Below are 26,034 nucleotides of genomic sequence, written 5' to 3'. Positions count from 1 at the left end.
CATGACCGAACCCACATCGCCCACCCCCGCCACTGACGAACTCGACCCCACGACCGCCCCGGCCGCTGCGCTGGGCCCGCAGGAGCTGGAGGAGATCGACAACATCCTCGACGACCTGCGCGCGCGCGGCGAGGAAATTCCGCAGTGGGAGTTCTGCGACGGCTTCATGACGGCGCTGATCTGCAGCCGCCGCCCGATTGCCCCGGCCGAATACCTGCCCATGCTGCTGGGTGACGGGGCCGAGCTGGACGTGGCGGAGGGCGCGCCGCTGCCGCTGCTGCCCGCGTTTGCCGACGCCGCACAGCAGGCGCGGTTTCTGGAGCTGTGGGACCGCCGCTGGGCCGAGATCGTGACCCAGCTCGACACCGATGTGAAGACGCTGGATGACGATCGCACCTTCCAGCCCGAAGCCATGGACATGCGCGGTGCCGTGGCCAGCCTGACCGACGAGCAGCGCGCGGAGATGGGCGACGACCAGGAGATCCCGTCCTTCGGCCAGGTCTGGGCGCTGGGCTTCATGTTTGCCGTGGAGAACTGGCCCGAAGACTGGGCCGCCCCGCGCGACAAGGAAGCCGCCAAGTGGCTGGACGACGCGCTGGACCGCATCGTGGCCCTGACCGAAGACGACACCGGCAAGCCCGAAGTCTGCATGTACGACGAAGACGGCCCACCCAGCACCAGCCAGGCGCGCGTGGAAGCCTTCGGCGAAGCCATCTGGGCGGTGTACGACCTCCGCCAGCTGTGGAAGAGCATGGGCCCGCGCGTGGAGACCGTGCGCAAGGCACCCGAGCCAGGGCGCAATGACCCTTGCCACTGCGGTAGCGGCAAGAAATACAAGAAGTGCCACGGGGCTTGAGTCCTCTTGGACCTCCCTGCAAACGCAAAAATGGCGCAATTCATCCAGGCCGTGATGGATCACTTTGAATGGGGGCAGTACGTACTGTTCTCGGTGGTCCTGGGCATTCTTGCTTTGACAGAGCACTTCTGGCCTCGCCGTGTGACCGGCGAAGGCTGCCAAGGGCGGAGAAAGGTCAATCTATTGCTGTATGGGTTGGGTGGTCTGTTGATGTGGTGGGTGGCCGAGCCCGTGCAGACCGCAGCGGTACGACTGGGGACGTCCTTAGAGTGGACAGGGTTGGCCGGATCGGCATTGCCCGGTGTTCCCAAGATCGTCATTGGCGTTTTGCTGGTTGATGCGATTCAGTATCTGCTGCACCGTGCTTCGCACTCCATTCCACTACTGTGGCGAATGCACCAAGTGCATCACGCAGACGCCGCGTTCGATGTGACGACCAGTGTGCGACACCATCCGCTGGAAGTGGCGGCACTTGCTGCACTGACGCTGATGCTTTGCGCGGCGCTGGGCATTCCTCTTGTCTCCTTGTTGTTGTACGCGGTGTTTCAACTGGTGCACTCCGCGTTTTGCCATGCCAATGTTGCGATTCCTTTGCGCTGGGATCGGAGGCTGCGTTGGGTCATGGTGACCCCGGATATGCACCGTGTGCACCATTCTGAACGCATGGATGAGGGCAACAGCAACTTCGGAATGGTGTTCCCCTGGTGGGACCACTTGGCAGGAACCTACTGCGTGCAACCAGTGTTGGGCCACAAGGACATGCACCTGGGACTGGCCAACGACAACGATGCCCGGCCTGACGGGCTCTGGCGGGCCTTGAGCCAACCCTTTGACAAGCTGCCTTGAGGCGCTAGTTCAAGACCGAGTGCGCGCGGTCATTTTTTGGAAGACATTTTCAAAACATTGAAGTACAAACGCCACTCTCTTGATTGAGCGTTCAGAAAGCCTGCATTTTTTAGAGGACGATATGTCGAAAGTTCGTTGGATGGGAGCGCTGTTGATCGGCGCCGGCGCATTGTGGGCAACTGGCGCGCAAGCGGGCGTTGTCTTTACTTTTAGCAAGGCGTTTGGAGTGCCAAGCGTGGCGGTCGGAAGCTCTACCTCGCTGGCGTTCACCATCAATCGGATGGGGGGGGCTGCTAACAACATCACGTTCACGGACAACTTGCCTGCTGGCTTGGCGGTGTCCACTCCCAACGGTTTGGTGGGCGACTGTGGGGTCGGTAGCGTGGTGACCGCCGTACCGGGTTCCTCCGCGGTGGCCTTGGCCGGCGGGGCGCTGGCCGCAGGGGGCAGTTGCACCTTTTCTGTTCAGGTCACGGCGACAGCGCCGGGCGTAAAAAATAACGTCACTACGGGCCTGAATTCCAGTGCCGGCAGTGCCCCTGCCGCCAACGCCACGCTTAACGTGCTGGCTGCCAGCGCAACCTCTGTTCCGACACTGAGCGAATGGGGGCTTATGGCGCTGTTGCTGGCCATGACAGCATCGGCATTCAATGCGGTGCGTCGCAAGAAGACTTGAAGCTCAAGCGCAGCCAATTGCACAGGGGGCTTGTGTCGTATTTCGCGGGCCTGGTGTGCGGGTCATAGCGGCCGTGCCTCCTGCGCCAGAAACTTCTTCAGATTCCCCGCCGCTGTACTACGCACCTTGCGCTTGAGCGATGGCGACCAGCCCAGCAGCAGCCCCGGCGCACCTAGCGCCTGCCGCGCCCAGCGCCAGAAGTTGAAGCGGTCGCGGTGGGTGGCGATCAGCCCGTCGGGCGTGAAGGTGAAGGTGCCGTCGATGATGTTGTGCACCTTGCGCCCCGTGGCGCTGAAGAGGTAGTGCGCTTCCCAGTGCGCCTTGCCGCCCTGCGCATCGGCGTCAATGCCGCTGAACTCCAGCTTCCAGTGTTCGGCGGCGCCGGGCTTTTGGGTGGCAGTGCACAGCATGCGCCACATGCCTGCCACCTGCTCGCGGCCTTTCAGGGAAAAGGCCTCGTCGTCAAAAGTGGCGTCGGGTGCATAGCAGGCGGCCATGGTGGCGTGGTCCAGCTGCGCAAACGCGGTGTAAAAGAGTTGCAGGGTCTGGGCGTTGGGGTGCATGGGTTCTCCTCCTCAAGGGCTGCCCATGCTACACGCACGCTCCGGTCATCACAGCACGAGCAGTGCCCGAAAGTCGTTGACGTTGGTATGGGTAGGACCGGTCACCACCAGGTCGCCCAGGGCTGAGAAAAATCCGTAGGCGTCGTTGCGCTGCTGGTGCCCGGCCAGGTCCAGGCCCAGGGCATTCGCCCGTGCCAAGGTATCGGGACTGACGATGGCGCCCGCGTTGTCCTCCATGCCGTCGATGCCATCGGTGTCCGCTGCCAGGGCCCACACGCCAGGCTGCCCTTGCAGGGCCTCGGCCACGCCCATGCAGAACTCGCCCGCACGGCCGCCGCGCCCGCGCGGGGCGGGGCCCTCGGCCCGGCGCACCGTGACGGTGGTTTCCCCGCCGCTGAGCAACACGCACGGCCGTTGCAGGCTGCTGCGCCCCTGGGCCACGGCACGCGCCATGGCGCCGTGCACCCGGCCTACGTCGCGTGATTCGCCCTCGATGGCATCGCCCAGCAGGTACACGGCCAGCCCGGTTGCACCCGCTGCCTCAGCCGCTGCCTGTAGCGACTGCTGGGGCGTGGCCAGCAGGTGAACCTGCTGGCCGGCCAGACGCGGGTCGCCGGGCTTGGGGGTTTCCAGGTCGCCGCGGCGCAGCGCGGCCTGCACGGCGTGGGGCAGGGTGATGCCGTAGCGGGTGAGAATGGCCAATGCATCGGCACAGGTGGAGTCATCGGGCACGGTGGGGCCGCTGGCGATGACGGCAGGGTCGTCGCCCGGCACGTCGCTGATGGCCAGGGTGACCACTTGGGCGGGCGCGCAGGCGGCGGCCAGGTGGCCACCCTTGATGCGGGACAGGTGCTTGCGCACGCAGTTCATCTCGGCAATGGTGGCCCCGCTGTGCAGCAGCGCGCGGTTGAGGGTCTGCTTGTCCTGCAGCGTCAGGCCCTCGCAGGGCAGTGTCAGCAGGGCCGAGCCGCCACCCGAGATCAGGCACAGCACCAGGTCGTCGGCTGCAAGGCCATGGGTAAGGGCCAGCATGCGTTCAGCGGCCTGCAGTCCGGCCGCATCGGGCACGGGGTGCGCGGCCTCGGCAATCTCGATGCGCGCGGGTAGACCCGTCGGGAGAGGTGGCGTGTGCCCGTAGCGCGTGACCACCAGGCCGGACAGCGGCGCATCCTGTGGCCACAGGGCCTCCAGCGCATGCACCATGGCACCAGCCGCCTTGCCCGCACCCAGTACCACGGTGCGTCCCCGAGGCGGCGCGGGCAGCGCCTGCGCCATGCGGTGCACCGGCTGCGCGGCGCGCACGGCGATGTCGAACAACCCCCGCAAAAAGCCCCCGGGCGTTGCAGTGCCTCCGCGGGGCGGCGGTGCCGTCACGCCAGCCACTGCTTGAGCTGGGCGGCCATCTTGTCGGCAGAGATGCCGTAGCGATCGTGCAACGTTGGCAGGGCACCTGCGTCCAGGAACGCATCGGGCAGCGCCAGCATGCGAAAGCGCGACGGTGTCACGCCCTCGCGCAGCAGCAGGCCTGCCACGGCCTCGCCCAGGCCACCCACCGTGGAGTGGTTCTCGGCCACCACCACCAGCCGGCCGGGCTTGCGCACCTCGGCCAGGATGGTGGCGTTGTCCAGGGGCTTGATCGTGGGGCAGTGCAGCACAGCCACGCTGATGTGGTCGGTGGCGAGCTGCTTGGCGACCTCCAGCGTGCGCATGGTCATGAAGCCGCTGCTGATCACCAGCACGTCGGCACCGTCCTGCAGCAGCTTGGCCTTGCCCAGCTCGAAGCGGTAGTCGTATTCGTCCAGCACCAGCGGCACGTTGCCGCGCAGCAGGCGCATGTACACGGGGCCGGGGTGTTGCGCGATCTGCGGCACGGCCTGCTCGATGTCCAGCGCGTCGCACGGGTCCACCACCGTCAGGCCAGGGATGGCGCGCATCATGGCCAGGTCTTCGGTGGCCTGGTGGCTGGGGCCGTAGCCAGTGGTCAGGCCGGGCAGGGCGCAGCAGATCTTGACGGGCAGGCTCTCCTCGGCAATCACCTGGTGGATGAAGTCGTAGGCGCGCCGGGTGCCAAACACCGCGTAGGTGGTGGCAAACGGCACCAGGCCCACCTTGGCCATGCCGCCTGCCGCGCCCATCAGGAGCTGCTCGGCCATTCCCATCTGAAAGAATCTATCGGGGTAAGCCTGGGCAAACAGGTGCAGGTCGGTGTACTTGGCCAGGTCGGCCGTCATGCCTACCACTTCGGGGTGGCTGGCGGCGTATTCCACCAGCGCCTTGCCAAAGGGGGCTGCCTTCACGCGCTGCCCTTCGGACGCGATGGAGGCGATCATGGCCGAGGTGGTCAGCCGGGGTTTCTTGTCGGTTGCTGCAGTGTTCATGGTGTGGCCCCGGGTTCAAGGACGATGGGCATCGAGTACCTCAAGGGCCTGTTGCCATTCGGGCGGATCGACGCGGATGAAGTGGTTCTTGTCGCGCGACTCCAGGAAGGGAATGCCCTTGCCCATGAGCGTGTCGCACAGGATCACCCGGGGCCTGGGCTCTGCCAGCTGGCGCGCCGTGTCGAAGGCGCGCACCACGGCCGGCAGGTGGTTGCCGTCCACGCGCTGCACATGCCAGCCAAAGGCCGCCCACTTGTCGGTGAGCGGCTCAAAGCCCATCACCTTGCTCGACGGCCCGTCGGCCTGCTGGTTGTTGATGTCCACGATGCAAATCAAGTTGCCCAGCCGGTGGTGGCTGGCAGACATGGCGGCCTCCCAGGTGGAGCCTTCGTCCAGCTCTCCGTCGGACATGGAGTTATAGACAAACGCCGGATTGCCCCGGTGGCGCAGGCCCAGTGCCATGCCCACAGCGATGGGCAGGCCCTGTCCCAGTGAGCCGCCCGACATCTCCATGCCCGGCGTGTACGTGGCCATGCCGGACATGGGCAGGCGGCTGTCGTCGCTGCCATAGGTTTCCAGCTCCGATTCGGGGATGGTGCCGGCCTCGATGAGTGCGGCATAGAAGGCGATGGCGTAATGGCCATGCGAGAGCAGGAAACGGTCACGACCGTCCCACTGTGGGTCGTCAGGGCGCAGGTTCAGCGCGTGGGCGTAGGCCGTGGCCAGGACGTCGGCATAGCCCAGTGCCTGGCCGACGTAGCCTTGGCCCTGGACTTCGCCCATGCGCACGGCGAAGCGGCGGATGCGCCATGCGGCCTGTGCAATGTGTTGGAGGGTGCTCATGGATCGTTCGTCTCCGGGTGAAGGATCATCAGTGCAAGGTCAGCCACGGCAGGTAGGCAAAGCCCAGCAGCAACAGCAATGCGACCATGTAAAAGGGAATCAGCTCCTTGACCACGTCGCCGATGCGCACCTTGGCGATTGAGCTGGTGATGAACAAGGTGGTGCCGATGGGCGGGTGGTACAGCCCGATGGACAGGTTCACGATCATCATGATCCCGAGCTGCACGGTGTCCATGCCCACGGCGGACGCCAGCGGCACGAACATGGGCGTGAGTAGCAGTACGGCCGCCGGCAGGTCGATGAACATGCCCGTGGCGAGCATGATCAGGTTCATCGCGAGGATGATGAGCCACGGCGACTGCAGCGTTTCCTTTGCGTACAGCGTGAAGGCGGCAGGCAGCTGCTCGTAGGTGACGATCCAGCCCACGACGCTGGAGGCCATGATGATCAGCAGCACCACTCCTGTGGAGATGCCGGCCTCCACCGCAGCGGCCTTGAGCTTGGCGATGGTCAGGTCACGGTAGACGATGCCTGACACCACCAGCGCGTACAGCGTGGACATCACGCTCACCTCGGTCGGCGTGGCAATGCCGAAGCGCAGAAAGATGATGATCAGCACCGGCATCAGCAATGCCGGCCCCGCATGTAGCAGCTGCCGCAGGAACGCCGGCCACTCGAAGGGCGTGGTGTCGCGCGGGAAGTTGCGGCGGCGCCCCTGGATGTAGCACACGGCCATGAAGCCGCCGCACATCAGCAGCCCCGGCAGGATGCCGGCCACGAACAGCGCGCCGATGGAGGCGCCCGACACCAGCGCGTACACGATCATCGGGATGGACGGCGGGATCAGGATGTCGATGGTGGCCGCCGCTGCCAGCGTGCCAGCCGCGAACGGAGCCGGGTAGCCCAGCTTCTTGAGCCAGGGGATCAGCATGGATCCAATGGCCGAGGCGTCGGCCACGGCGGAGCCGGACACGCCGCCGAAGATGGTGGACGACAGCACCCCCACCTGCGCCGGGCCGCCGTGCACGCGGCCGATCATCATGCTGAGCAGCTGCACCAGGCTCTGGCCCAGCCGACCGCTGACCATCAGCGCGCCTGTCATCATGAAGAAGGGAATGGCGATCAGCGGAAAGCTCTGCGTCTGCGTGATCATCTGTTCGACCGCCAGGTGTACGGGCACACGGTCAATAATCAGAAGCCCACAGACAGACGCCAGCACCAGCGCGTGCGCGATCGGTATGGAGGCCAGCGCGGCCAGGATGAAGAGGCCGATGATGAGTGTGGTCATGCGTCGGCTCCCGGTTCGTCGTGCGCGGTACCGCGCCACACCTGAGGCAGCCGGCACAGCGTCACAACGGCCAGCATCACGAAGCCCAGCAGCAGACAGCCCACGCTCACCGACCCCGGCACCTGCATGATGGGGCTGCGCTCGTCTGCTGCGATCTCGAACACGGGCCACGCGGCCCAGGACAGACCCAGGTACAGCGTTACCACCACCAGCGAGCCCGCGGTGAGCACCCAGCGCCGTGCAGCGCCGAGCTTCTGCGTGACCAGCACCACGGCAATGTGCGATCCGTGCTGGGCGGCCAGCACCACGCCGGCCATGATCATCCAGGGAAACATCAGCTCAGGTAGTTCCGAAGCCCAAGACAGACTGGTGCCAGCCACGTAGCGCAACACCACGTTGATGCTCAGGATGGCGAACACCACCGACAGCGTCACATACAGCACGGCATGGCACCACCAGGCGATGGCAGTGTCCACCGCTCTCAAAAGAGGATTCATCAGGATCTCCTTGCGGGCGCACCAGCCGGTGCGCCCCGGAATGGCGAAGGAATCAGCGGGCGGCCTGCTGCACGCGGCCGACAAAGCTGCCAATGGGGCTGGCCAGCCACTTGGTGTAGACCGGCTGGGCGGCTTGCATGAAAGCGTCCCGCTCCACCGTGTCAACCTGCACGCCCCGGGCCTTGAGGTCAGCGACCAGCTTATCGTCGATCTCCTTGTTCAGCTGGCGCTGCAACTGCGTCGCCTCTGTGGCGGCGTCTGCCACGATCTGGCGATCTCCCGGCGCCATGCGGTCCCACGAGCGCTTGCTCATCAGGAACGGCGTGCTCTCGTACTTGTGACCCGTGAGCGAGATGTACTTTTGCACCTCGTAGAGCTTGGCCGATGCAATGTTGGTCAGCGGGTTCTCCTGGCCGTCGACCACGCCCTGCTGCAGAGCGACGTACAGCTCGGAGAACTTGATTTGCTGCGCGTCGGCGCCCAGGGCCTGCATGATGTCCACCGTCACCGAATCTGGCGGGGTGCGCATCTTCAGCCCCTTCATGTCGGCGGGCGTCTTGATGGGGCGCTTGCTGTTGGACATCTGGCGCACGCCGTTGTCCCACAGCCCCAGCAGCACCATGCCTTTGGCGGCCGACTTGTCGGCCAGCTCCTTGCCGATGGGGCCATCCATCACCGACCAGGCCTTGGGCGCATCGGCGAACAGGAACGGCATGCCCAGCGCGGCATATTCGGGCACCACGGCGGACACTGCGCCCTGGCTGTTGGCCGAGAAGTCCAGCGTGCCCGAGCGCAGGGCCGTCACCATGGCGGCATCGTCGCCCAGTTGCGCTGAGTGGGCCACCTGGATCTCCACGCGGCCGCCCGTCTTGGCCTTGACCGTTTCCGCGAACTTCACGGCCGCCACGTGGCGTGGGTTGTCGGGCGGGTTGCCGTGCGCCAGCGTGAGCTTGACGGGTTGGGCCGAGGCGAATGAGGCTGCGCCTGCCACGGCGGCGGCCAACAGGGTGCGGCGAAGAATGTGGATCGATGGCATGGTTTTGTCTCCTGGGTTTTTGGTATGGCTTATGGGGATGGCGCTTGTGGGAAGGCCGGGTGGCAGCGGTCGGTGCCCACGTCAGTGGATCAACATGCCGCCGTTCACGTCGAGCGTGACGCCCGTGCAGTACTTGGCCAGGTCGCTGGCCAGGAAGACAACGCAGCCGGCCACGTCGTTAGGCTCGCCGATGCGGGCCAGCGGAATGCCGTCCAGAATCCCTTGCCGCTTGTCGTCGGGGATCTTGCCCTTGTTGATGTCGGTGGCGATGAGGCCCGGCGTCACGCAGTTCACGCGGATGTTGTTGCCGCCGTATTCGCGGGCCATGGCGCGGGCCAGGCCCAGCACGCCAGCCTTGGCGGCCGAGTAGTGCGGGCCGCCCAGGATGCCGCCGCCGCGCTGTGCCGACACCGACGAGATGCAGACGATGGCGCCACTGTTCTGCGCCACCATGAACGGCAGCACGGCCTGCGATGCGTAGAGCGTGCCGCGCAGGCTCACGTCCAGGATGCGGTCGTAATCGGCGCCCGTGATATCGAGGAACTTCACCGGCTGCGTGATGCCGGCGTTGTTCACCAGGATGTCGATGTGGCCATAGCGCGCCTGGATGGCTGCTGCCGCCGCCTCACACGAGGCCTTGTCGGTCACGTTGGCCACCAGCCCCAGGTGCTCTGTGCCGAGCCGGGCAGCAGCGGCCTGCGGGTTGGCCCCTTCCAGATCGAGGATCACCACCTTGGCGCCCTGTTCGGCCATCATGCGTGCCGTGGCAAAACCCAGGCCGTTGAGTCCCGCACCGCCGGTGATGACGGCAACCTTGTCTTTGAGCAGCATGCGTGTCTCCTTGTATGTACTGCATTGCGATGGGCTGGATTCTGGAAGGCAGGGTCTTTGAAAACAAACGATATAAACTCACCCAAGATTTAATTTCGTTCATGTTGCGTCGCAATAAGTGAACAACTGTCATCCACATGATTCCTCCCCTGAGTGCCCTGCAGGCGTTTGAAGCCATTGCCCGCCGCAAGAGCTTTTCGCTGGCCGCCGGCGAACTGAACCTCACGCCCTCGGCCGTGAGCCACCAGCTCGCCAAGCTCGAAGGGCTGCTTGGGGTGCGGTTGTTTGAGCGTTCGGCGCGAGGCGTGGAGCTGACCCCGGCAGGGCAAAGCTACTTGCAGCGCGTGGCCAACGCGCTCGGAGCCATCAACACCGCCACCGAAAGCCTGCGCCACGGCATGCAGGACACGCTGCACCTGCACTGCAGCCCCAGCTTTGCCAGCCTGTGGCTGATGCCGCGCATCTCGCGTTTCACGCGGCGGCACCCGGACATTGCGCTGTCGCTGTCGGCCTCGCACGTGCATTCGGACTTTCAGCTGGGCCTGGTAGACATCGATATCCGCTACGGGCTGCCCAATTGGCCGCACCTCGAGGTTGAACCCGTGTTTGCTGAAAAAGTCATGCCGCTGGCCAGCCCCGAGTTCATTCGCACCCATGCGGTGCATACGGCGCAAGACCTGCTGCGCGTGCCGCTGATCCAGTCGGTGGTCAACGTGGCACAGTGGCCCGACTGGTTTGCGCGGTTTTTGCCTGGCCAGCGGCCCGAGCGCATTGCGCTGCGCTTTGACCGCGCGATGATGAGCCTGGACGCTGCCGTGCAGTCGCTGGGCGTGGCGCTGGAGAGCACCAGCCTGGGCCAGGCCCTGATCGCCACAGGCCGCCTGCAGCCTGTGTTCGGCCCCGAGGTGGAGCTGCAGGTGCAGGCGCACTTTCTGGTCTACCCGGGGCGCCACGCGGCCCGGCCCGAGGTGCGGCGGTTTCTGGACTGGGTGCGCGAGGAGGCGCTGCAGTCCCAAGGGCGATGAGATCGGTCAGGCGGGGGCGGTGAATGAACTGATTTCATGTATCCCTGAATAAACGTCGCTTGTCTTCATGAATTCGGGCGCAAAGAATCCGGGCTGATTCCTTTGCCACAACCACCCGGAGACAAGCGGCAGCCCCTGGCATGCCGCGCACCCCATGAGTGCCCACCCCCTGCAGCCCCTGGCGCATGCCATCCGCTTCTTGTCGATCGACGCCATCGTTCGCGCCACCGAAGGCCACCAGGGCGTGCCCCTGGGCATGGCCGAGATCGCAACGGCGCTTTACACCCAGCACCTCAGGCATCACCCCGCTGACCCCACGTGGTGGGACCGCGACCGCGTGGTGCTCTCCAACGGCCACGGCTCCATGCTGCTGTACTCGCTGCTGCATCTCACGGGCTACGAGGCCATCACCCTGGAACAGATCCAGCGCTTCCGCGAGCTGGGCGCCATCTGCGAAGGCCACCCCGAGCGCAACCCCGGGCACGGCATCGAGGTCACCACCGGCCCGCTGGGCCAGGGCATTGCCAACGCCTTCGGCATGGCCGTGGCCGAGGCCTACCTGCGTGCCCGCTTCGGCAGCGCCCTGGTGGACCATTTCACCTACGCCTTCGTGGGCGATGGCTGCCTGCAGGAGGGCGTGGGTCAGGAAATGATCTCGCTGGCCGGGCACCTGCGACTGGGTCACCTCGTGCTGCTGTGGGACGACAACCTCATCACCGACGACGGCGCGACCTCGCTGTCCATCAGCGAAAACGTGCCCGACCGCTTCCGTGTGGCGGGCTGGCATGTGGAGGAGTTGGATGGTCACGACATCGACGCCGTGTCGGCCGCGCTGACCCTGGCGCGCAAGGACCCGCGCCCCTCGCTCCTCGCCTGCCGCACGGTCATCGGCAAGGGGCTGCCGCGCGTGCAGGGCCAGCGCGGTGGCCACAGCGCACGCCTGCACCCCCAAGACGCCGATGACGCGCGCGCGCTGCTGGGCTGGCCCCACCCATCCTTCGTTGTCCCACCCGACGTGTTGCAGGCCTGGCTTGATGCCGGACAACGCAGCGCCGCCGAACACGCCGCCTGGCAGCAGCGTCTGCAGGCCCTGCCCACGGCGGAGCGCGAGGAGTTCTGCCGGGTGATGGAAGGGCGCCTGCCCACGGGCTGGCAGCAGGTGTTGCAGGACTACAAGGCGCGTGCCCATACCCAGCCCGAAGGCCAGGGCGGCATCCTGCTTTCGGCCGAGATCAACGACCTGCTCGCCCCCGTCATCCCCGAGCGCATGGTGGGCTGCGCCGACCTGGAGGCGCCCACCAGCCACAAACGCGGCCTGCGCGCCTTCACGGCAGCCGACCCCGGTGGGGCTTACGTGCACTGCGGCGTGCGCGAGCACGTGATGGGCTCCATGGCCAACGGCATGGCCGCGCACGGCGGCATCGTGCCGCTCAGCGTGACCTACCTCGCGTTCTCGGACTACGAGCGGCCCGCCATGCGCATGGCCGCCCTCATGGGCCTGCCGGTGAAGTTCGTGTTCAGCCACGACTCCATCGGCATCGGCAAGAACGGCCCCACCCACCAGCCGGTGGAAATTCTTGCGTCGCTGCGCGCCACGCCCAACATGTGGGTCATGCGCCCGGCCGATGCGGTGGAGGCCGCCGAATGCTGGGAGGCCGCGCTGGCCCATACCGACGGCCCGGTGAGCCTGGTGTTCGCACGCCAGACGCTGCCGCTGGTACGCACCGCCCACGACGCCCGCAACTGCAGTGCCCGCGGCGGCTACGTGCTGCACGAGGCCACCCGCGGCCCGCGCGAGGTCACGCTGCTGGCCACTGGCTCGGAGGTGGCGCTGGCCGTGGCCGCACGCGACCTGCTGGAGCAGGGCGGCGTGGGCACGGCCGTGGTATCGCTGCCCTGCTGGGAGCTGTTTGACCAGCAGGACGCAGACTACCGCCGCGCGGTGCTGGGCAGCGGCGTGCGCGTGGCGGTGGAGGCCGCCTGCCGCATGGGCTGGGACGCCTACCTGGGACCTCGCGGCAGCTTCGTGGGCATGCGGGGCTTTGGTGCTTCGGGCCCCGCGCCCGCGCTTTACGAGTTGTTCGGCATCACCGCCGAGGCCGTGGCTGCCGAAGCCCACCGCCTGCGTGCGGCATGAATGGCCTGAACCACCCCACCCAGAGAGTTCCCATGCACATCGTCTTTCTCGATCGCGACACCCTTTCTCCCACCACCCAGTTGCGCCGCCCGGCTTTTGACCACACTTGGGCTGAGCATGCCGCCACCGCTCCGGCCGACGTGGTGGCGCGCATCCGCGATGCCGACGTCGTGATCACCAACAAGGTGCGCATCACCGCCGAGGCGCTGGCCCAGGCGCCGCGCCTGCGCCTGGTGGCCGTGGCCGCCACGGGCACTGACAACGTGGACCTGGCGGCCTGCCAGGCCCGGGGTGTGGTGGTGAGCAACGTGCGCAGCTACGCGACCCACACCGTGCCCGAGCACACCTTTGCGCTGATCTTTGCCCTGCGTCGCAGCCTGTGTGCCTATCGCGACGCGGTGCGCGCCGGGCGCTGGCAGCAGGCCGGACAGTTCTGCTTTTTTGACCACCCGATCCGCGACCTGGCGGGCTCCACGCTCGGTGTGATTGGCGACGGCGCGCTGGGCCAGGCCGTGGCCGCCATCGGCCGCGCGCTGGGCATGCGGGTGCTGATGGCGGCGCACAAGGGGCGCAGCGGCCAGGGCCGCCTGTACACCCCATTCGAGCAGACGCTGCGCGAAGCCGATGTGCTGACGCTGCACTGCCCGCTCAACGCCCACACGCGCCACATGATCGGTGCGCCCGAGTTTGCGCTCATGCAGCGGCGGCCCTTGCTGATCAACACCGCACGCGGTGGTTTGGTGGATGAGCAGGCCGTGGGCCCCGCGCTGCAGGCGGGGCAGATCAGCGGCGCGGCCTTTGACGTGACGAGCGTGGAGCCGCCACCCCCTGACCACCCCTTCATGGCGCTGCTGGACCGGCCGGACTTCGTGCTCACGCCCCATGTGGCCTGGGCCAGCGCCGAGGCCATCCAGGCGCTGGCCGACCAGCTGACCAGCAACATCGAGGCCTGTGTGGCGGGCAACCCCGTGAACGTGGTGCAGCCGCGCGCCTGAATCTGCGGCAGTGGGCTCAGGCGCTGAAAAATTGGACCAGTGCCTGGGCGGTCTCTCCAGGCAATTGCTCGGGGATGAAGTGCCCTGCCGGCACGGCCTGGCCCGTGACCACGCCCGCGCACTGCGCCTGCCACAGCGCCAGTGGATCAAACAGCCGGTGCACCACACCGTGCGCGCCCCAGATCACCAAGGTGTCGCAGGCGATCTTCTCGCCGCGCGCGCGGCTGTCACGGTCGTGGTCGAGGTCGATGCCTGCGCTGGCGCGGTAGTCCTCGCAGGCGGTGTGGATGGCTTCGGGCGTGCAAAAGCATCGCTCGTAGTCGGCCAGGGCCTGGGGCTCGATGTGGGCCAGGCCAGCGCTGCCCCAGCCGCCCAGCTTGGCGTGCAGGTAGGCGCGCGCGTTGCCGCCAATCATGGTCTCGGGCAGCGGCGCGGGCTGGATCAAGTGGAACCAGTGGTAGTAGGCGCGCGCAAACTCCATGTCGGTGCGCGCGTACATGTCGAGCGTGGGGGCGATGTCGATCACGCACAGCTTCTTGACGCGCGCGGCGTGGTCCAGCGCGAGCCGGTGGGCCACACGGCCGCCCCGGTCGTGGCCGCACAGGTAGAACCGGTCGTGGCCCAGAGCGGTCATCACCTCGGCCATGTCCTGCGCCAGGGCGCGTTTGCTGTAGTTGCTGTGGTCGGGCAGGCCCGGCGCGTGGGATGAGTCGCCATAGCCGCGCAGATCGGGCAGCACCAGAAAATAGTGGCGTGCCAGTTGCTGTGCCACGCGGTGCCACAGCGCATGCGTTTGCGGAAAGCCGTGCAGCAACAGCAGCGGCGGAGCGCCCACGGTGCCCCCGGTGCGCACAAAGATCTCCGCGCCCGAGGTGGTGATGCGCTGAGTGGCAAAGCCGTCAAACCAGGGAGATGTCGTTGTCATGGCCGTATGGTGTGGCAAGGGGCGGGTGAAGCCCTGTCTTGTGGACGACAGCGGCTACTCAGGCCAGGCCTGGGCATGGTGCCCCGGTAAAGTCAGGCAGGCAGCAGGCTCAGCAGACGCTTCAGGGCGTACCGCAGCGTGGCCGTGCGGACGGCGGCGCGGTCCCCAGCAAAGTGCTGCATTTCGCTGTGGGTTTGCCCGCCCACGCACCAGGCGAACCACACGGTGCCCACCGGCTTGGTCTCGGTGCCGCCCGTGGGGCCCGCGACGCCCGTCACGGCCAGACTGACCTGCGCGCGCGAGTGGGCAAGGGCGCCGTCGGCCATGGCGCGCGCCACAGGCTCGCTCACCGCACCGTGCTGCTCGATCAGGCCGGGGGGTACGCCCAGCATCTCGGCCTTGGCCTCGTTAGAATAGGTCACAAAGCCGCGCTCGAACCACTGGCTGGAGCCCGACAGGTCGGTGCAGGCGGCGGCGATCATGCCGCCAGTGCAGCTTTCGGCAGTGGCCAGTAGGTGGCGGCGGGCCAGCAAACGCAGCGATATTTGCGTCAAATTGGCATCAAGCGCTTGTACTTCTTGCTCTAGTAGCTCACTTTTTGATAGTGATGTGGGTGCCATCAGAACCTCCACAGTGCAATGACCAGCAAGGTACAGAAGGCTGCCACAAAGTCGTCCCACAAGATACCCCAGCCCCCGCGCCAGCCAAAGCCCTTGAACAGGCTGTCGGCCCAGCCCACCGGGCCGGGTTTGGCGGCGTCAAAAAAGCGGAACAGCCCAAACGCCACCACCTGCCCCCACAGCCCCATGGGCATGGCCAGCCACAGCACCAGCCAGAAGGCCACCACCTCGTCCCACACGATGCTGCCGGGGTCGGCCACGCGCATGTGGCGTGCCGTGGTGGTGCAGGCCCACCAGCCCACCACGGTGCTGACTGCGATCAGCAAGCCCATTTGCCGCTGGTTCAGCCACTGCTGCAGCACCAGGTAGGCCAGCCAAGCCCACAGGGTGCCCACGGTCCCCGGCGCCTTCGGGGCCAGGCCCGCACCAAAGCCCAGCGCCATGAAGTGGGCGGGGTGGGACAGCATGAAGCGCACGCTGGGGCGCTGAGGGGCAAGGGGTGGCAGGGGCTCGGAAACGGTCATGGCATGGAAGAAAAAGGGTCAGGCGCCGGCGGCACCGCCGGCAGCTTCGGCGGGCAGGCGCACCAGCAGCACGGGCACGGGGGCGGTGCGGGCGATCTGCTCGGCATCGCTGCCCATCAGCACGCGGGCCAGGCCACGGCGCCCATGGGTGCCCAGCACTATCAGGTCGGCGCCCCAGGCCCGAGCGTGTTCCACCAACAGGTCAGCCACCCGGGCATCCAGGTTTTCGATCAGCACCGTGTCCACGGGAACGCCCTGCTGTTCCACGCGCTGGCGTGCCTGCTGCAGCAGGGCTTCGCCCGCGTTGCGCAGGCGGGGTAGCACTTCCTGGCTGTAGACCTCGGGCCGCTCAAAGCCGCTGATGTGGGCCACGGGGTCCATCACGTTCAGCAGGCGGATGCGGCCGCCCGAGGCCTTGGCCAAGCCCGTGGCTTCGGTCAGCGCGTGGTCGGAGGTGGGGCTGCCGTCAACGGCAACGAGGAGGTGTTGGTAACTCATGGCGGCGGGCTCCTGGGGGCTCGGTCGCGCCTTGGCGGGCGCTGTGACGGATTGTGACCGACCCGTTGTTGTGTGCGGCGGGCGGTCGGCTGCAGGGTCTCTGGGTCATTGGCGTTCGAGCAACTCCACATCCTTGGGGTAGCGGATGGTGTGCTCGGCACTGAACTGCGCGGTAGCCCCTGCAGCCACAGGCTGCTGCCAGGCCACGGTGCCGGGCGTGCGGTTCCAGGCCGTGTCCGCCGGTTGGGGCTGGTAGCGCGATTCGACCTCGATCTTTTCATTGCGCGAGACTGGTGCGGCATGCAGCACCTGCAGCGTGATGACCGTCTTGTGGCGGTTCTCCACGCTGTAGGCCCGGCGCGTCTTGCGCTCCACGCGCGAGCTGGTGAAGCCACTGCTGCCGGTCAGATCCTGCGCGGGCTCCGCCCGCACGGTGACCAGTTCATCGCGGCCAAACGACAGGCTGGTGCTGCCGGCCGGGGCACCCGCGCTGGGCGCGCCAAAGTCGATGCGGCCGTTGCCTACAAAGGCGCCGTCGCGGTACAGGCCCGCTGCACCTGCGGGCCATACACCGGGCGGCTGCGCAATCTGCGCGACCAGGTAGGCCGCTTCTTCCACGGCGGGTGCCGTGCGGGTGATCAGCGTGGCGGGGGCGCTGTGGCTGCCCAGCGCAAGCGTCACGCGCTGGCCGCTGGAGGGCACGGCGATGCGCTGGGGCACGGCGAACTCGGTGGCAAATCCTTTGTCGAGGGCGTTCACGTCGAACGTGGGCATGGCCTCTTCGGCGGCATTGCGGGACCGGGACAGTGACGCAACGGTCGGTGCGGGCGCTGGTGCCATCGCCATCGCGGGTGCAGGCGAGCCTTGGGGCGGTGGCGCCACGTTCAGCCACCAGGGGCGCGGCAGTTGCCCTTGTGTGGCGCGCCCGGGCTGGCCCGTCGACAAAGTCAGCTGCACGTTGCCCCAGTCTTCACCACTGTTCTGCGCCACCAGCGCCTGGCGCTCGATCAGCACCGTGGATTTGGTGGCATCGAGCGTCGCCCGGTAGATGGGCTGCCAGCCGGGGCCGCGCACCTGGTAGGACAGGCGCAGCTCGGCCTCGCGCTCGGTGGCCAGATTGATGGTGACCGACACCACCCTCGCGCGCTGGCTGGCCACGCGGTCGCGTTCTGCCACCAAGGGCTTGAGGGCCAGCTCCAGCGCCTCCTGCTTGCGCTGAAGCTGGTGCGCGCGCGCAGCGCTGTCCTGCCCGGACTTGCGCAGTACCTCTGCGGTGGCGGTGATCTGAGCGGGCGTGGGGGTGGCCGCACGGGGAGCGGTGGCGGCAGGCGCTGTCCCCTCAGTGCCCGCGCCGGTTTGCGCCACGCTGCGCAGATAGCCATCCACCAGCTGCAGGGCCGAGGCCTCGGCCTTCACCCCGGCGATCTGGTCCTCCAGTTCGCGGATGCGGCCGTCCAGCGGACTGGAGCAGCCTGCCGCCACATCGCGGTCCTCGGTGAGCACATTGAATTCGCCCACGCGCACGGCGGGGTCGGCGTTGATCTGCAGGCTTTGCACATCCAGCGACGCGGGTAGGCAGGCCAGCGTGAGGCTGCGCGCGCCAGCGGCCACCCTGGCTACGCGCTCCACCGTGGCGCTGCCGGGGTAGACGGTGACGCGGGCGATGCGGGAGGTGTCCTGGGCGAGGGCCGGCGAGGCCGCGTTGCAGAGCAGGGCCATGCTGACCAGGCACAGGGGGCACAGGGGGCGCAGCGGGCGTGGGGAGTGCAAGCGCGAGGCAAGGGAGGAATGGATCACGGGGCTCCTTGGCGCGGTGGACAAAGGGAATGGGATGCTAGCAGCCGCCGTGGCCTGGAACGGGCGCGGAGAACGTCAACATGCTCTCAAAGCACCAGAGGCACCTCCGCCGCCAGAAAGTCATACACCGCCCGGATCTTGCGGCTGGTGCGTATCTCGCGGTGCACTGTCAGCCAGATGGGAAGATCCGGCAGCGGCAACCGGGGCAGCACGGCCACCACGTTCGGGTCGGTGCGGGCCATGTAGTTGCCCACAAAGCCGATGCCCAGCCCTGCGCGCACGGCCTCCCAGTAGGCCATGAGGTCGTCGGTGCGGAACGCGAAGTGCTGGCGTTCCACCGGGTAGCCCATGGCAGCAAAACCTTGCAGGATGTCTTCGTGCCGGTCGTTGCCCACCAGCTCGTGCTGCAGCAGGTCGGGCGGCTGCCGGGGCGTGCCCTTGCGGCGCAGGTAGTCGCGGTGGGCATAGGCGCCCAGCGTCACCGCGCCGATGCGCTTGGCCACCAGGCTGGCCTGGTCGGGGCGCACCATGCGCAGCGCAATGTCGGCCTCGCGCCGCAGCAGGTTGGTGACCTGGTTGCTGGCCACCAGCTCCACCTGCACCTCGGGCAGGGCCTGGCGCATGCGCACCAGGACCGGAGGCAGCAGCACGCAGGCCACAGGCTGGCTGGCGGTGATGCGCACGGTGCCGCTCACGCCGTCCTCCGCGCCCGACACGCTGCGCGCCAGCTGGTGGGCGCCGGCTTCCATGGCGCGGGCCGATTCGGCCAGCCGCAGTGCCGTGGCCGTTGGCAGCAGGCCACGGCCCGTGCGCTCGAACAGCACCACGCCCAGCTGCGATTCCAGCTCGGCAATGTGGCGGCCGATGGTGGGCTGGCTGGCATTGAGCGCGCGTGCGGCGCCCAGCAGGCTGCCCTGGTCGAGAGCAGCCAGGAAAGACTGCACCAGGCTCCAGTCAAAGGTTTGATTCATGTTGATAGCGTGCCCGCGATGGGGCGGCAGCGGTGGCGGGTGGAGATATTCATATTTGCATTGCTGTTATGAATGATTAGCCAATTGTGTAGTGGTGACCACGATTTCACAATCGCTCCATCCCTTGTGAATGGAGCCCTGACATGACCCCCCATCCTCTTTCTCGACCCTGCACGGACAACCCCTCCACCGTGTTGATTCTGGGCGCTCGGGGCCGGCTCGGCCTGGCGGCCGCCCGTGCGTTTGCACAGGCCGGGTGGCAGGTGCTGGCCCAGGTGCGGCCAGGCGCCCAGGGGGCGGCACTGCCCGCCATCGCAGGTGTGTGGTGGCTGCCCGTAGCGGTCGATGACACCGCTGCGCTGGCCGCCCAGGCACAAGGCGCGCAGGTGGTGGTGCATGCGCTCAACCCCGCCTACACCCACAAGGCATGGCGCGAGCAGGTCCCCGCACTCATGGAGGCGGCGATTGCCGTCGCCCGCCAGCTGCACGCCACCCTGATGCTGCCGGGCAATGTCTACAACTTTGGCGAAGGCATGCCGCCCGTGCTGCGCGAAGATACGCCCCAGGCCGCCACCGGTTTCAAGGGCCGCATGCGGGTGCAGCTGGAGCAGCGCCTGCAGGCTGCCACGCAAGGGGGCGAGATGCGCGCCGTGGTGCTGCGCGCTGGGGACTTCTTTGGCAGCGGCACCGGCAGCTGGATCGACCAGGCCATCGCCAAGGACCTGCCCCGGGGCCGCGTCACCTGGCCCGGTCCGCTCGACGTGGCCACGCCCTGGGCCTATCTGCCCGACCTGGCCCGCACTTTCGTGCGCGTGGCCCAAGAGCGCGAGCGGCTGGCCGCGTTTGAATGCCTGCATTTCGGGGGGCATCACGTCACTGCAAAGCGGTGGCTGCACAGCTTCACGGCCATTGCGGCAGAGCAGGGCTGGTTGCCGGATGCGGGTGCGCTGCGGGTAGGCCAGTTGCCATGGCCCTTGCTGCGTGTGGCGGGAGTGGTGGCGCCCACGTTTGCTGCGCTGGCGGCCATGCGCTACCTGTGGCGTACCCCCCACCGCCTGGACAACGCCCGCCTGCGTGCCCTGATCTGCGACGAGCCCCATACCCCGTTCGATCAGGCCGTGCGCCAGGCGCTGATGGACCTGGGACTGGTGGCCATGCAGTCCAGCCGCGCCGCGCTGGCCTGACGTCACGACCCTTGAATCACCGGAGCATGCTCATGAACCGTCGCAATTTCATCCGGCTGGCCGGTGGTGGCGCCATCGCCGCCGCCGCAGCGGGCACGCTGGCCGCCTGTGGCGTCCTGGACTCGCACTATCCCGCCGAGGCGGTCGAGGCCTGGCAGGGCCCCGTGGGCGAGACCGAGGTGCGCCGCCGCGCCGTGGCCTACGCCATCACCGCGCCCAATTCGCACAACCTGCAGCCCTGGCTGGTGGATTTGCGCGAGGACGGTGTCATCACACTGCGCACCGACCCCGGGCGGGTGCTGCCACAGACGGATCCGTTGGGCCGGCAGATCCTGATCGGCCATGGCGCCTTTCTGGAGCTACTGGGGATGGCGCTGGCCGAGCAGGGTGTGGCCAGCCAGGTCTTGCTGTGGCCGCAGGGCGAGATGCCTGCGGCGCTGAAGGACTGGGACGACCGCCCCGTGGCGCGCATCACGCTGCAACCCGGTGGCCAGCCCGACCCGCTGTTTGCGCAGGTGCTGCTGCGCTACACACCCAAGACAGATTTCGACACCACCCGCGCCGTGGCGCCCGCACTGCTCGCCCAGTTGCTGAACAGCGCGCCAGCCAACACCCCGCTGCGTTGCGGGGGCACCGTCAACGCAGACCAGCTGCCCGCGTTGCGCACGCTGTGCTGGGAGTCGGCCAGAGTCGAACTGCTCACGCCGCGCACGATGATGGAAAGCATCCACCTCACGCGCGTGGGCCCGGCGGAGATCCTGCAGCACCGGGATGGCATCTCGATCAATTCACCCTTCGTGCGCGCGGTGTCGGCGCTGGGGATGTTCGACCGCAGCGCGCCGCCCGCTGAAGGCAGCGCGGCCTACAAAAATGCCATGGGCCGATTCGAAGGCCACAGCAGCACGGCCATGGGTTTTGTGTGGATCTCCGGCCCCAACACCCGCAGCGACCAGGTACGGGCTGGGCGTGCCTACGTACGCCAGCAACTGCAGGCCACGGCCCTGGGCGTGGGCATGCACCCCATGAGCCAGGCCGTGCAGGAGTTTGCCGAGATGGCCCCGCACTACGAGCGCGTGCACCAGCTGGTGCTGGGGCGGCCCGCTCCGCGCACACCGCAAGATCCCACGGTGCAGATGTTCTGCCGCATTGGCTACCCGCAGGGCGAGGTGCCCGCCACGCCACGGCGGCCGCTGGCGCGTTTTATGCATACATGAGGACGAGGGCGTGAGCGCCCTCTGAGCGCCGCACCCCGTGCGCAGGGCTGATGCAGGTCAACCCCGGGCCACAAGCTGCCGCGCTTTGCAGATTCTTCACATGCGGTTCAGGTGGCGTTCATCGCGGCTTTCTATATTTGTTGCATTGCAATAAATGGACAGAGGCGTGTGATGTGGAAGAAGGTCTTGGGTGGCTCTCTGGCAGTGGCCATGGGGGCGTGGCTGCTGGCGTTGTGGGGGCCCCAGCCAGCGCCACCCGCGTGGGGTGATGTCTGGTGGTGGCGCAACCAGCTGATCCTGCTTACCGGGGTGGCGGCGTGGGCGCTGATGTCGCTGATCATGGTGCTGGCCGTGCGCCCCGCGTGGCTTGAGAAGTCCTTGGACGGCCTGGACAAGAGCTACCGCCTGCACAAGTGGGCGGGCATCGGAGCCATCGTGCTGGGGCTGTTGCACTATGGGTTGCAGCTGTCGCGCAGCCTGCTGGCCGCCTGGGTGGGCCGCCCAGTGCGCACGCCGCGCGCAGACTGGTGGCTCAACACCTTCCGCCACCTGGCCGAAGAGATGGGGGAGTGGGCGGTGTGGTTCCTCGCGGCCATGCTGGTCATCACGCTGTGGCAGCGGTTCCCGTACCACGTGTGGCGCTACCTGCACAAGCTGCTGGCTGGGGTGTACCTGGTGCTGGCGTTTCATGCGGTGGTGCTGACGCCGCCCGCCTGGTGGGCGCAGCCTGCGGGCGTGCTGGTGGGCCTTTGCACGCTGGCGGGCGTGTTGTGCGCTGTGCGCTCGCTGGCCGGGGCCATCGGGCGCGGCCGCCGCCACGCGGCCCGCGTGGTCAGCGTGTCGCAGCAAGCCGCTGGCGTGCTGGAGGTGACCTGCCAGGTTAGCCCCGCCAGCGCCTGGCGGCACACGGCCGGGCAGTTTGCGTTTGTCACGTTTGGCAAAGCCGAAGGCGCGCACCCGTTCACCGTGCTCAATGCAGACCAGGGTGACGGCACGCTGCGTTTTGCGATCAAGGCGTTGGGCGATCACACGGCGCAGTTGCCTTTGCAAGTGCAGCCGGGCCAGCGGGTGGACATCGAGGGGCCGTATGGCTGTTTTGACTTTCGCAGCGACAGCGCGCCCGAGCAGGTGTGGGTGGCTGCAGGCATCGGCGCCACGCCGTTCATGGCTTGGCTTGAATCCTTGCAGTCCACGCCCGCGCTGGCACCCCGGGTGCACCTGCACTACTGCGTGCGCCATGCGGGCGAGGCGGTGTTTGCCGAACGCATGGCTGCGCTGTGCGCGCGTCTGCCCAGCGTGACGCTGGAGATCCACTACAGCGACGATGCCGGGCCCGTGACACCGGCCACGCTGCTGGCAGGCACCAGCAACGCGGCAAGTGTGTGGTTCTGCGGGCCGCAGGGTTTTGCCGAGGCGGTGCGGCAGGGCATGCAGCAGCTGGGGCGTTCGCCTGCGCGCTTTCACCAGGAGTTGTTCCAGATGCGTTGAGGGCAGGGGCCCTGCGTCTCTCCGTGGCCTAGCTTGTCGGGTGCTGGTCCGTGGGCACCAGGTATTCGCGCACCAGGGCCCGCGCGCGGTGCAGGCGGCTTTTGGCGGCCTCACGTGTCACGCCCAGCCGCTGCGCCATTTCTTCGATAGTCAGCTCCTCGAAGTCGCGCAGCAGCAGGGCTTCGCGGTAAAGGGGCGGCAGCGAGTCGATGGCCAGGGCCAGGTCGTGGCGCAGTTCGTGGTCGGGACGGTGCGACCAGGCGAGGCTGTCCTCTACCTGCGCCAGCGGCTCGCCCTTGAGCCAGGCCAGCATGGGCCGCATGCACAGCCGCTGCACGATGCGCACCACCCAGCCGCCAAACGCCGCCACCTCGCGCAGTGCGCCCACGCGGCGGTAGACGATGATCAGCGCTTCCTGAACCACGTCATCGGTGGCTGTGGTGGCTGCGCAGTGGCGCAGCGCATAGCGGCGGATGTCAGGACGGGTGAGGCGCAGCAGCTGCTCCATCGCCACGGCATCGCCGCTGCGCGCGGCGGGCAGCAGCTGGGCCACGGTGAGGGACGGGGACGTTGCTGTCATGGGGCGCCGCTCACTCGACGGGTTTGCGACCCACCATGGCGCAGGCGGGACAGTAGCCGAAAGCGCCGCTCAGAATGCTGCCGACGCCCGAGGCGGCCAGGACCAAGCCTAGGGGCGAGGCGGACAGCCACCAGAGCCCCGCGGCGATGAGGGCGACCCCACCGACAGCGCGCAGCAGGCTTTCGGGGCGGGTGATGTTCTTGCGGTACAGCATGGTGAAAAGCTCCTTGGTGTGGTGACGAAGGTGCCAGCACAGGGCGCCTTCACCACCAAGAGCCGCTGTTTGCGCAAAAGGATTCATGGGTTGAAAAAATTTTTGCCGTCCACCACCCATCACCCGAAATGGTCGAACGAGGCATAGCGGTTCTCCACCACCTGCCCCAGTGCATCCACCAACTGCAGGCCGGGCTCGGCCAGCACCGTGCCAATGCGGGTGACGGGCGTGCCGCTGGCTTGCGACGCGGCAGCCACGGCATCGCGCTGCGCGGGTGGGGCGGTGAAGGCCAGTTCGTAGTCGTCACCGCCTGCCAACGTGCATTGGTGGAGCAGTTTAGCGTCGAATACGCCGGATGCGCTGGTCGAATATGCCTTTTCTGCTATCAAATCAGTAGTTAATGAGGTGTCGATTCGGGCCCCCACGCCAGAGGCTTTCAGGATGTGCGACAGGTCGCCCAGCAGGCCATCGCTCACATCCATGGCACTGCTGGCCACACCGCGCAGCGCCAGGCCCAGGGCCACGCGCGGGGTGGGGCGCTCCAGCCGCTGGCGAGCGCGGGTCAGCACCTCGGCGGGCAGGGCAATGTGGCCCAGCAGCGCCTCCAGCGCCAGCCTGGCATCGCCCAGCGTGCCGCTCACATAGAGGTCGTCGCCCGGCCGCGCACCGCTGCGCAGCAGGGCCTGGCCGGTGGGAACCTCGCCAAACACGGTGATGCAAATGTTGAGCGGGCCTTGCGTGGTATCGCCGCCCACCAGCTCGCAGCCATGCGCATCGGCCAGCGCCAGCAGCCCGCGCGAGAAGCCTGCAAGCCAAGTTTCATCCACCCGGGGCAGCGACAGGGCCAGGGTGAAAGCGAGCGGCTTGGCGCCGCAGGCCGCCAGGTCCGAAAGGTTGACGGCCAGCGCCTTGTGGCCCAGGGCTTCGGGGTCCACGTCGGCAAAGAAGTGGCGACCCTCCACCAGCATGTCGCTGGAGATGGCCAGTTGCGTGCCGGGTGCGGGCGCCAGCAGTGCGCAGTCGTCGCCCACACCCAGGGCCGCCTTGCGCACGGGGCGGGTGAAATAACGCGCAATTAGGTCGAATTCACCCATGGCAGTGGTTGGTAATCCAGAAAAGGTCAAAAGGCGTCATGGGTGTCCAGCACCGCTGGCTTGCTTAGAGAACCACGTCGCCCAGTGGTCGATACAGGCCTGGATCTTGGGCAGCCGGTGTCTGCGAGTGAGGGTGATGGCGTGGATGGGCGTGGGCTGCAGGTCCACGCAGTGGGCCAGCACGGGCGCGAGCAGGCCCTGGCGTACCAGGGGATCGGCCACCACGGTGGCCAGGCGCGCGATGCCCAGGCCCTGCAACGCCAGGCGCGCGGTGATGGCTGTGCTGCCCGAGCGCCAGTGACCCTCGGCCACCAGTACCTCGTGCACGCCATCGATCAGAAAGGGCCAGTGGTTCAGAAAGGCCACCGCGCTGTTGGTGATGAGTCGGTGCTGGCGCAGGTCGCCCGGCCGCTGCGGCACACCGTGGGCTTGCAGGTAGCCGGGTGTGGCATACAGCGCGCGGGCCAGCGTGCCCAGCGGGCGCGCCACCACGGTGTCGGTCAGCGGCGGGCCGGTGCGGATGGCGATGTCGATGCCGTCGCGCGCCATATCGGCCATGCGGTCGTCCACCACCAGCTCCACACGCAGCTGCGGGTGCTGTTGCTGCAGGCTCTCAAAGCTGGGGATGAGCAGGTATTCGGCCACCACCGAGCTGGAGGCCACGCGCACCCAGCCGCTGGGCTGGCTGCTTTGCTGGGCGAACTCGCCTTCGAGCTCGTCGAGTGCGCCGGTGATGCGGCGGCAGTAGTCCAGAAAGGTCTGCCCCTCGGCCGTGAGCGTGAGCCCGTGCGTGCTCCGATGGACCAGCCGCGCGTCGCAGGATTGCTCTATGCGCGCCAGCGCGCGCGAGACCTGGCTTACCGGCGCATCGCGCTCGCGCGCCACGGCCGACAGCGAGCCCAGATCGGCCACGCGGGCAAACAGGTGCATGTCTTCAAAGCGGATGTCGCGCAT

At 67.5% G+C, this 26,034-nt stretch carries 27 protein-coding genes; 9 read left to right on the top strand and 18 right to left on the bottom strand.

All coding sequences use genetic code 11. From position 1 onward, the window contains the following. Position 1: 1 nt before the first annotated feature. The 3 genes from C8C99_RS13145 to C8C99_RS13135 all read left to right on the top strand — a co-directional run bounded on the left by C8C99_RS13145 (position 2) and on the right by C8C99_RS13135 (position 2,378). Positions 2-856, top strand: a complete 855-nt coding sequence (locus C8C99_RS13145; protein ID WP_108625969.1) for a YecA family protein — start codon at positions 2-4, stop codon at positions 854-856. A 30-nt stretch (positions 857-886) separates the two neighbouring features. After that, on the top strand, positions 887-1,702 hold the full coding sequence (locus C8C99_RS13140; protein ID WP_108625968.1) for a sterol desaturase family protein: 816 nt from the start codon (positions 887-889) through the stop codon (positions 1,700-1,702). Positions 1,703-1,781: 79 nt separating this feature from the next. Beyond that, positions 1,782-2,378 carry an IPTL-CTERM sorting domain-containing protein gene (locus tag C8C99_RS13135; RefSeq protein ID WP_146186026.1) on the top strand — a complete coding sequence of 199 codons (597 nt, stop codon included), beginning with the start codon at positions 1,782-1,784 and terminating at the stop codon, positions 2,376-2,378. A 62-nt stretch (positions 2,379-2,440) separates the two neighbouring features. On the opposite strand, the gene C8C99_RS13130 is transcribed toward C8C99_RS13135, so the two are convergent. From C8C99_RS13130 to C8C99_RS13095, 8 genes are all read right to left on the bottom strand, one after another. Then, on the bottom strand, positions 2,441-2,941 hold the full coding sequence (locus C8C99_RS13130) for a nuclear transport factor 2 family protein (RefSeq protein ID WP_108625967.1): 501 nt from the start codon (positions 2,939-2,941) through the stop codon (positions 2,441-2,443). Positions 2,942-2,989: 48 nt separating this feature from the next. Continuing rightward, positions 2,990-4,315, bottom strand: a complete 1,326-nt coding sequence (locus C8C99_RS13125; RefSeq protein ID WP_233247219.1) for a glycerate kinase — start codon at positions 4,313-4,315, stop codon at positions 2,990-2,992. Then, on the bottom strand, positions 4,312-5,319 hold the full coding sequence (locus tag C8C99_RS13120; protein WP_056647778.1) for a transketolase family protein: 1,008 nt from the start codon (positions 5,317-5,319) through the stop codon (positions 4,312-4,314). The genes C8C99_RS13125 and C8C99_RS13120 overlap by 4 nt, the downstream gene beginning before the upstream one ends. Positions 5,320-5,334: 15 nt before the next feature. Continuing rightward, entirely contained in the window at positions 5,335-6,162 is an 828-nt protein-coding gene (locus tag C8C99_RS13115) for a transketolase (RefSeq protein ID WP_056647781.1), read from the bottom strand. Positions 6,163-6,190: 28 nt separating this feature from the next. Then, the gene (locus C8C99_RS13110) at positions 6,191-7,450 is read right to left on the bottom strand and encodes a TRAP transporter large permease (RefSeq protein ID WP_056647783.1); all 1,260 of its coding nucleotides are present in this window, start codon (positions 7,448-7,450) and stop codon (positions 6,191-6,193) included. Further along, entirely contained in the window at positions 7,447-7,947 is a 501-nt protein-coding gene (locus C8C99_RS13105) for a TRAP transporter small permease (RefSeq protein WP_056647787.1), read from the bottom strand. Before C8C99_RS13105 ends, C8C99_RS13110 begins: the two co-directional genes overlap by 4 nt. Before the next feature lie 52 nt (positions 7,948-7,999). Then, entirely contained in the window at positions 8,000-8,983 is a 984-nt protein-coding gene (locus tag C8C99_RS13100; protein WP_056647790.1) for a TRAP transporter substrate-binding protein, read from the bottom strand. Between the two features lie 81 nt (positions 8,984-9,064). Beyond that, a complete protein-coding gene (locus C8C99_RS13095; protein ID WP_056647794.1) occupies positions 9,065-9,814 on the bottom strand; it encodes an SDR family NAD(P)-dependent oxidoreductase in 750 nt (249 codons plus the stop codon). Positions 9,815-9,951: 137 nt separating this feature from the next. Here C8C99_RS13095 and C8C99_RS13090 point away from each other — a divergent pair, with 137 nt between their 5' ends. The 3 genes from C8C99_RS13090 (at position 9,952) to C8C99_RS13080 (ending at position 13,971) form a co-directional block, all read left to right on the top strand. Continuing rightward, positions 9,952-10,839, top strand: coding sequence for a LysR substrate-binding domain-containing protein (locus C8C99_RS13090; protein ID WP_056647797.1), 888 nt, complete (start codon positions 9,952-9,954; stop codon positions 10,837-10,839). A gap of 154 nt (positions 10,840-10,993) precedes the next feature. After that, a complete protein-coding gene (gene tkt / locus C8C99_RS13085; protein ID WP_056647800.1) occupies positions 10,994-12,976 on the top strand; it encodes a transketolase in 1,983 nt (660 codons plus the stop codon). 32 nt (positions 12,977-13,008) lie between these two features. After that, positions 13,009-13,971, top strand: a complete 963-nt coding sequence (locus tag C8C99_RS13080) for a D-2-hydroxyacid dehydrogenase (RefSeq protein WP_056647804.1) — start codon at positions 13,009-13,011, stop codon at positions 13,969-13,971. A 16-nt stretch (positions 13,972-13,987) separates the two neighbouring features. Here C8C99_RS13080 and C8C99_RS13075 read toward each other — a convergent pair whose 3' ends face one another. From C8C99_RS13075 to C8C99_RS13050, 6 genes are all read right to left on the bottom strand, one after another. Further along, a complete protein-coding gene (locus tag C8C99_RS13075; RefSeq protein WP_056647807.1) occupies positions 13,988-14,896 on the bottom strand; it encodes an alpha/beta fold hydrolase in 909 nt (302 codons plus the stop codon). A 92-nt stretch (positions 14,897-14,988) separates the two neighbouring features. Continuing rightward, a complete protein-coding gene (locus C8C99_RS13070; protein ID WP_056647810.1) occupies positions 14,989-15,516 on the bottom strand; it encodes a CinA family protein in 528 nt (175 codons plus the stop codon). Further along, entirely contained in the window at positions 15,516-16,040 is a 525-nt protein-coding gene (locus C8C99_RS13065) for a phosphatidylglycerophosphatase A (protein ID WP_056647813.1), read from the bottom strand. Before C8C99_RS13065 ends, C8C99_RS13070 begins: the two co-directional genes overlap by 1 nt. Positions 16,041-16,058: 18 nt before the next feature. After that, a complete protein-coding gene (locus tag C8C99_RS13060; protein WP_056647816.1) occupies positions 16,059-16,538 on the bottom strand; it encodes a universal stress protein in 480 nt (159 codons plus the stop codon). A 105-nt stretch (positions 16,539-16,643) separates the two neighbouring features. Further along, complete coding sequence (locus tag C8C99_RS13055) at positions 16,644-18,257, bottom strand: DUF4139 domain-containing protein (protein WP_108627151.1); 1,614 nt, start codon at positions 18,255-18,257, stop codon at positions 16,644-16,646. Positions 18,258-18,421: 164 nt separating this feature from the next. Further along, a complete protein-coding gene (locus C8C99_RS13050) occupies positions 18,422-19,306 on the bottom strand; it encodes a LysR family transcriptional regulator (protein WP_108625966.1) in 885 nt (294 codons plus the stop codon). Positions 19,307-19,449: 143 nt separating this feature from the next. Between C8C99_RS13050 and C8C99_RS13045 the strand changes: the two genes are divergently transcribed. From C8C99_RS13045 to C8C99_RS13035, 3 genes are all read left to right on the top strand, one after another. After that, positions 19,450-20,490 (top strand): NAD-dependent epimerase/dehydratase family protein, encoded by a 1,041-nt coding sequence (locus tag C8C99_RS13045; RefSeq protein ID WP_108625965.1) that lies wholly within the window; start codon positions 19,450-19,452, stop codon positions 20,488-20,490. A gap of 32 nt (positions 20,491-20,522) precedes the next feature. Next, positions 20,523-21,704, top strand: a complete 1,182-nt coding sequence (locus C8C99_RS13040; RefSeq protein WP_108627150.1) for a twin-arginine translocation pathway signal protein — start codon at positions 20,523-20,525, stop codon at positions 21,702-21,704. 171 nt (positions 21,705-21,875) lie between these two features. Beyond that, a complete protein-coding gene (locus C8C99_RS13035) occupies positions 21,876-23,192 on the top strand; it encodes a ferric reductase-like transmembrane domain-containing protein (protein WP_233247218.1) in 1,317 nt (438 codons plus the stop codon). 28 nt (positions 23,193-23,220) lie between these two features. Here the strand turns inward: C8C99_RS13035 and C8C99_RS13030 are convergent, their stop codons facing one another. The 4 genes from C8C99_RS13030 to C8C99_RS13015 all read right to left on the bottom strand — a co-directional run bounded on the left by C8C99_RS13030 (position 23,221) and on the right by C8C99_RS13015 (position 26,034). Further along, positions 23,221-23,772 carry an RNA polymerase sigma factor gene (locus tag C8C99_RS13030; protein WP_056647829.1) on the bottom strand — a complete coding sequence of 184 codons (552 nt, stop codon included), beginning with the start codon at positions 23,770-23,772 and terminating at the stop codon, positions 23,221-23,223. Positions 23,773-23,782: 10 nt separating this feature from the next. Next, the gene (locus C8C99_RS13025; RefSeq protein WP_056648342.1) at positions 23,783-23,986 is read right to left on the bottom strand and encodes a DUF2892 domain-containing protein; all 204 of its coding nucleotides are present in this window, start codon (positions 23,984-23,986) and stop codon (positions 23,783-23,785) included. Between the two features lie 119 nt (positions 23,987-24,105). Continuing rightward, complete coding sequence (gene thiL / locus C8C99_RS13020) at positions 24,106-25,080, bottom strand: thiamine-phosphate kinase (RefSeq protein WP_056647832.1); 975 nt, start codon at positions 25,078-25,080, stop codon at positions 24,106-24,108. Between the two features lie 36 nt (positions 25,081-25,116). Next, complete coding sequence (locus tag C8C99_RS13015) at positions 25,117-26,034, bottom strand: LysR family transcriptional regulator (RefSeq protein ID WP_056647835.1); 918 nt, start codon at positions 26,032-26,034, stop codon at positions 25,117-25,119.

This window comes from Acidovorax sp. 107, from assembly GCF_003058055.1.
Taxonomy (GTDB): domain Bacteria; phylum Pseudomonadota; class Gammaproteobacteria; order Burkholderiales; family Burkholderiaceae_C; genus Acidovorax.
Note: the sequence above shows the minus strand (reverse complement) of the source record. Positions and strands in the feature narration are given on the sequence as shown.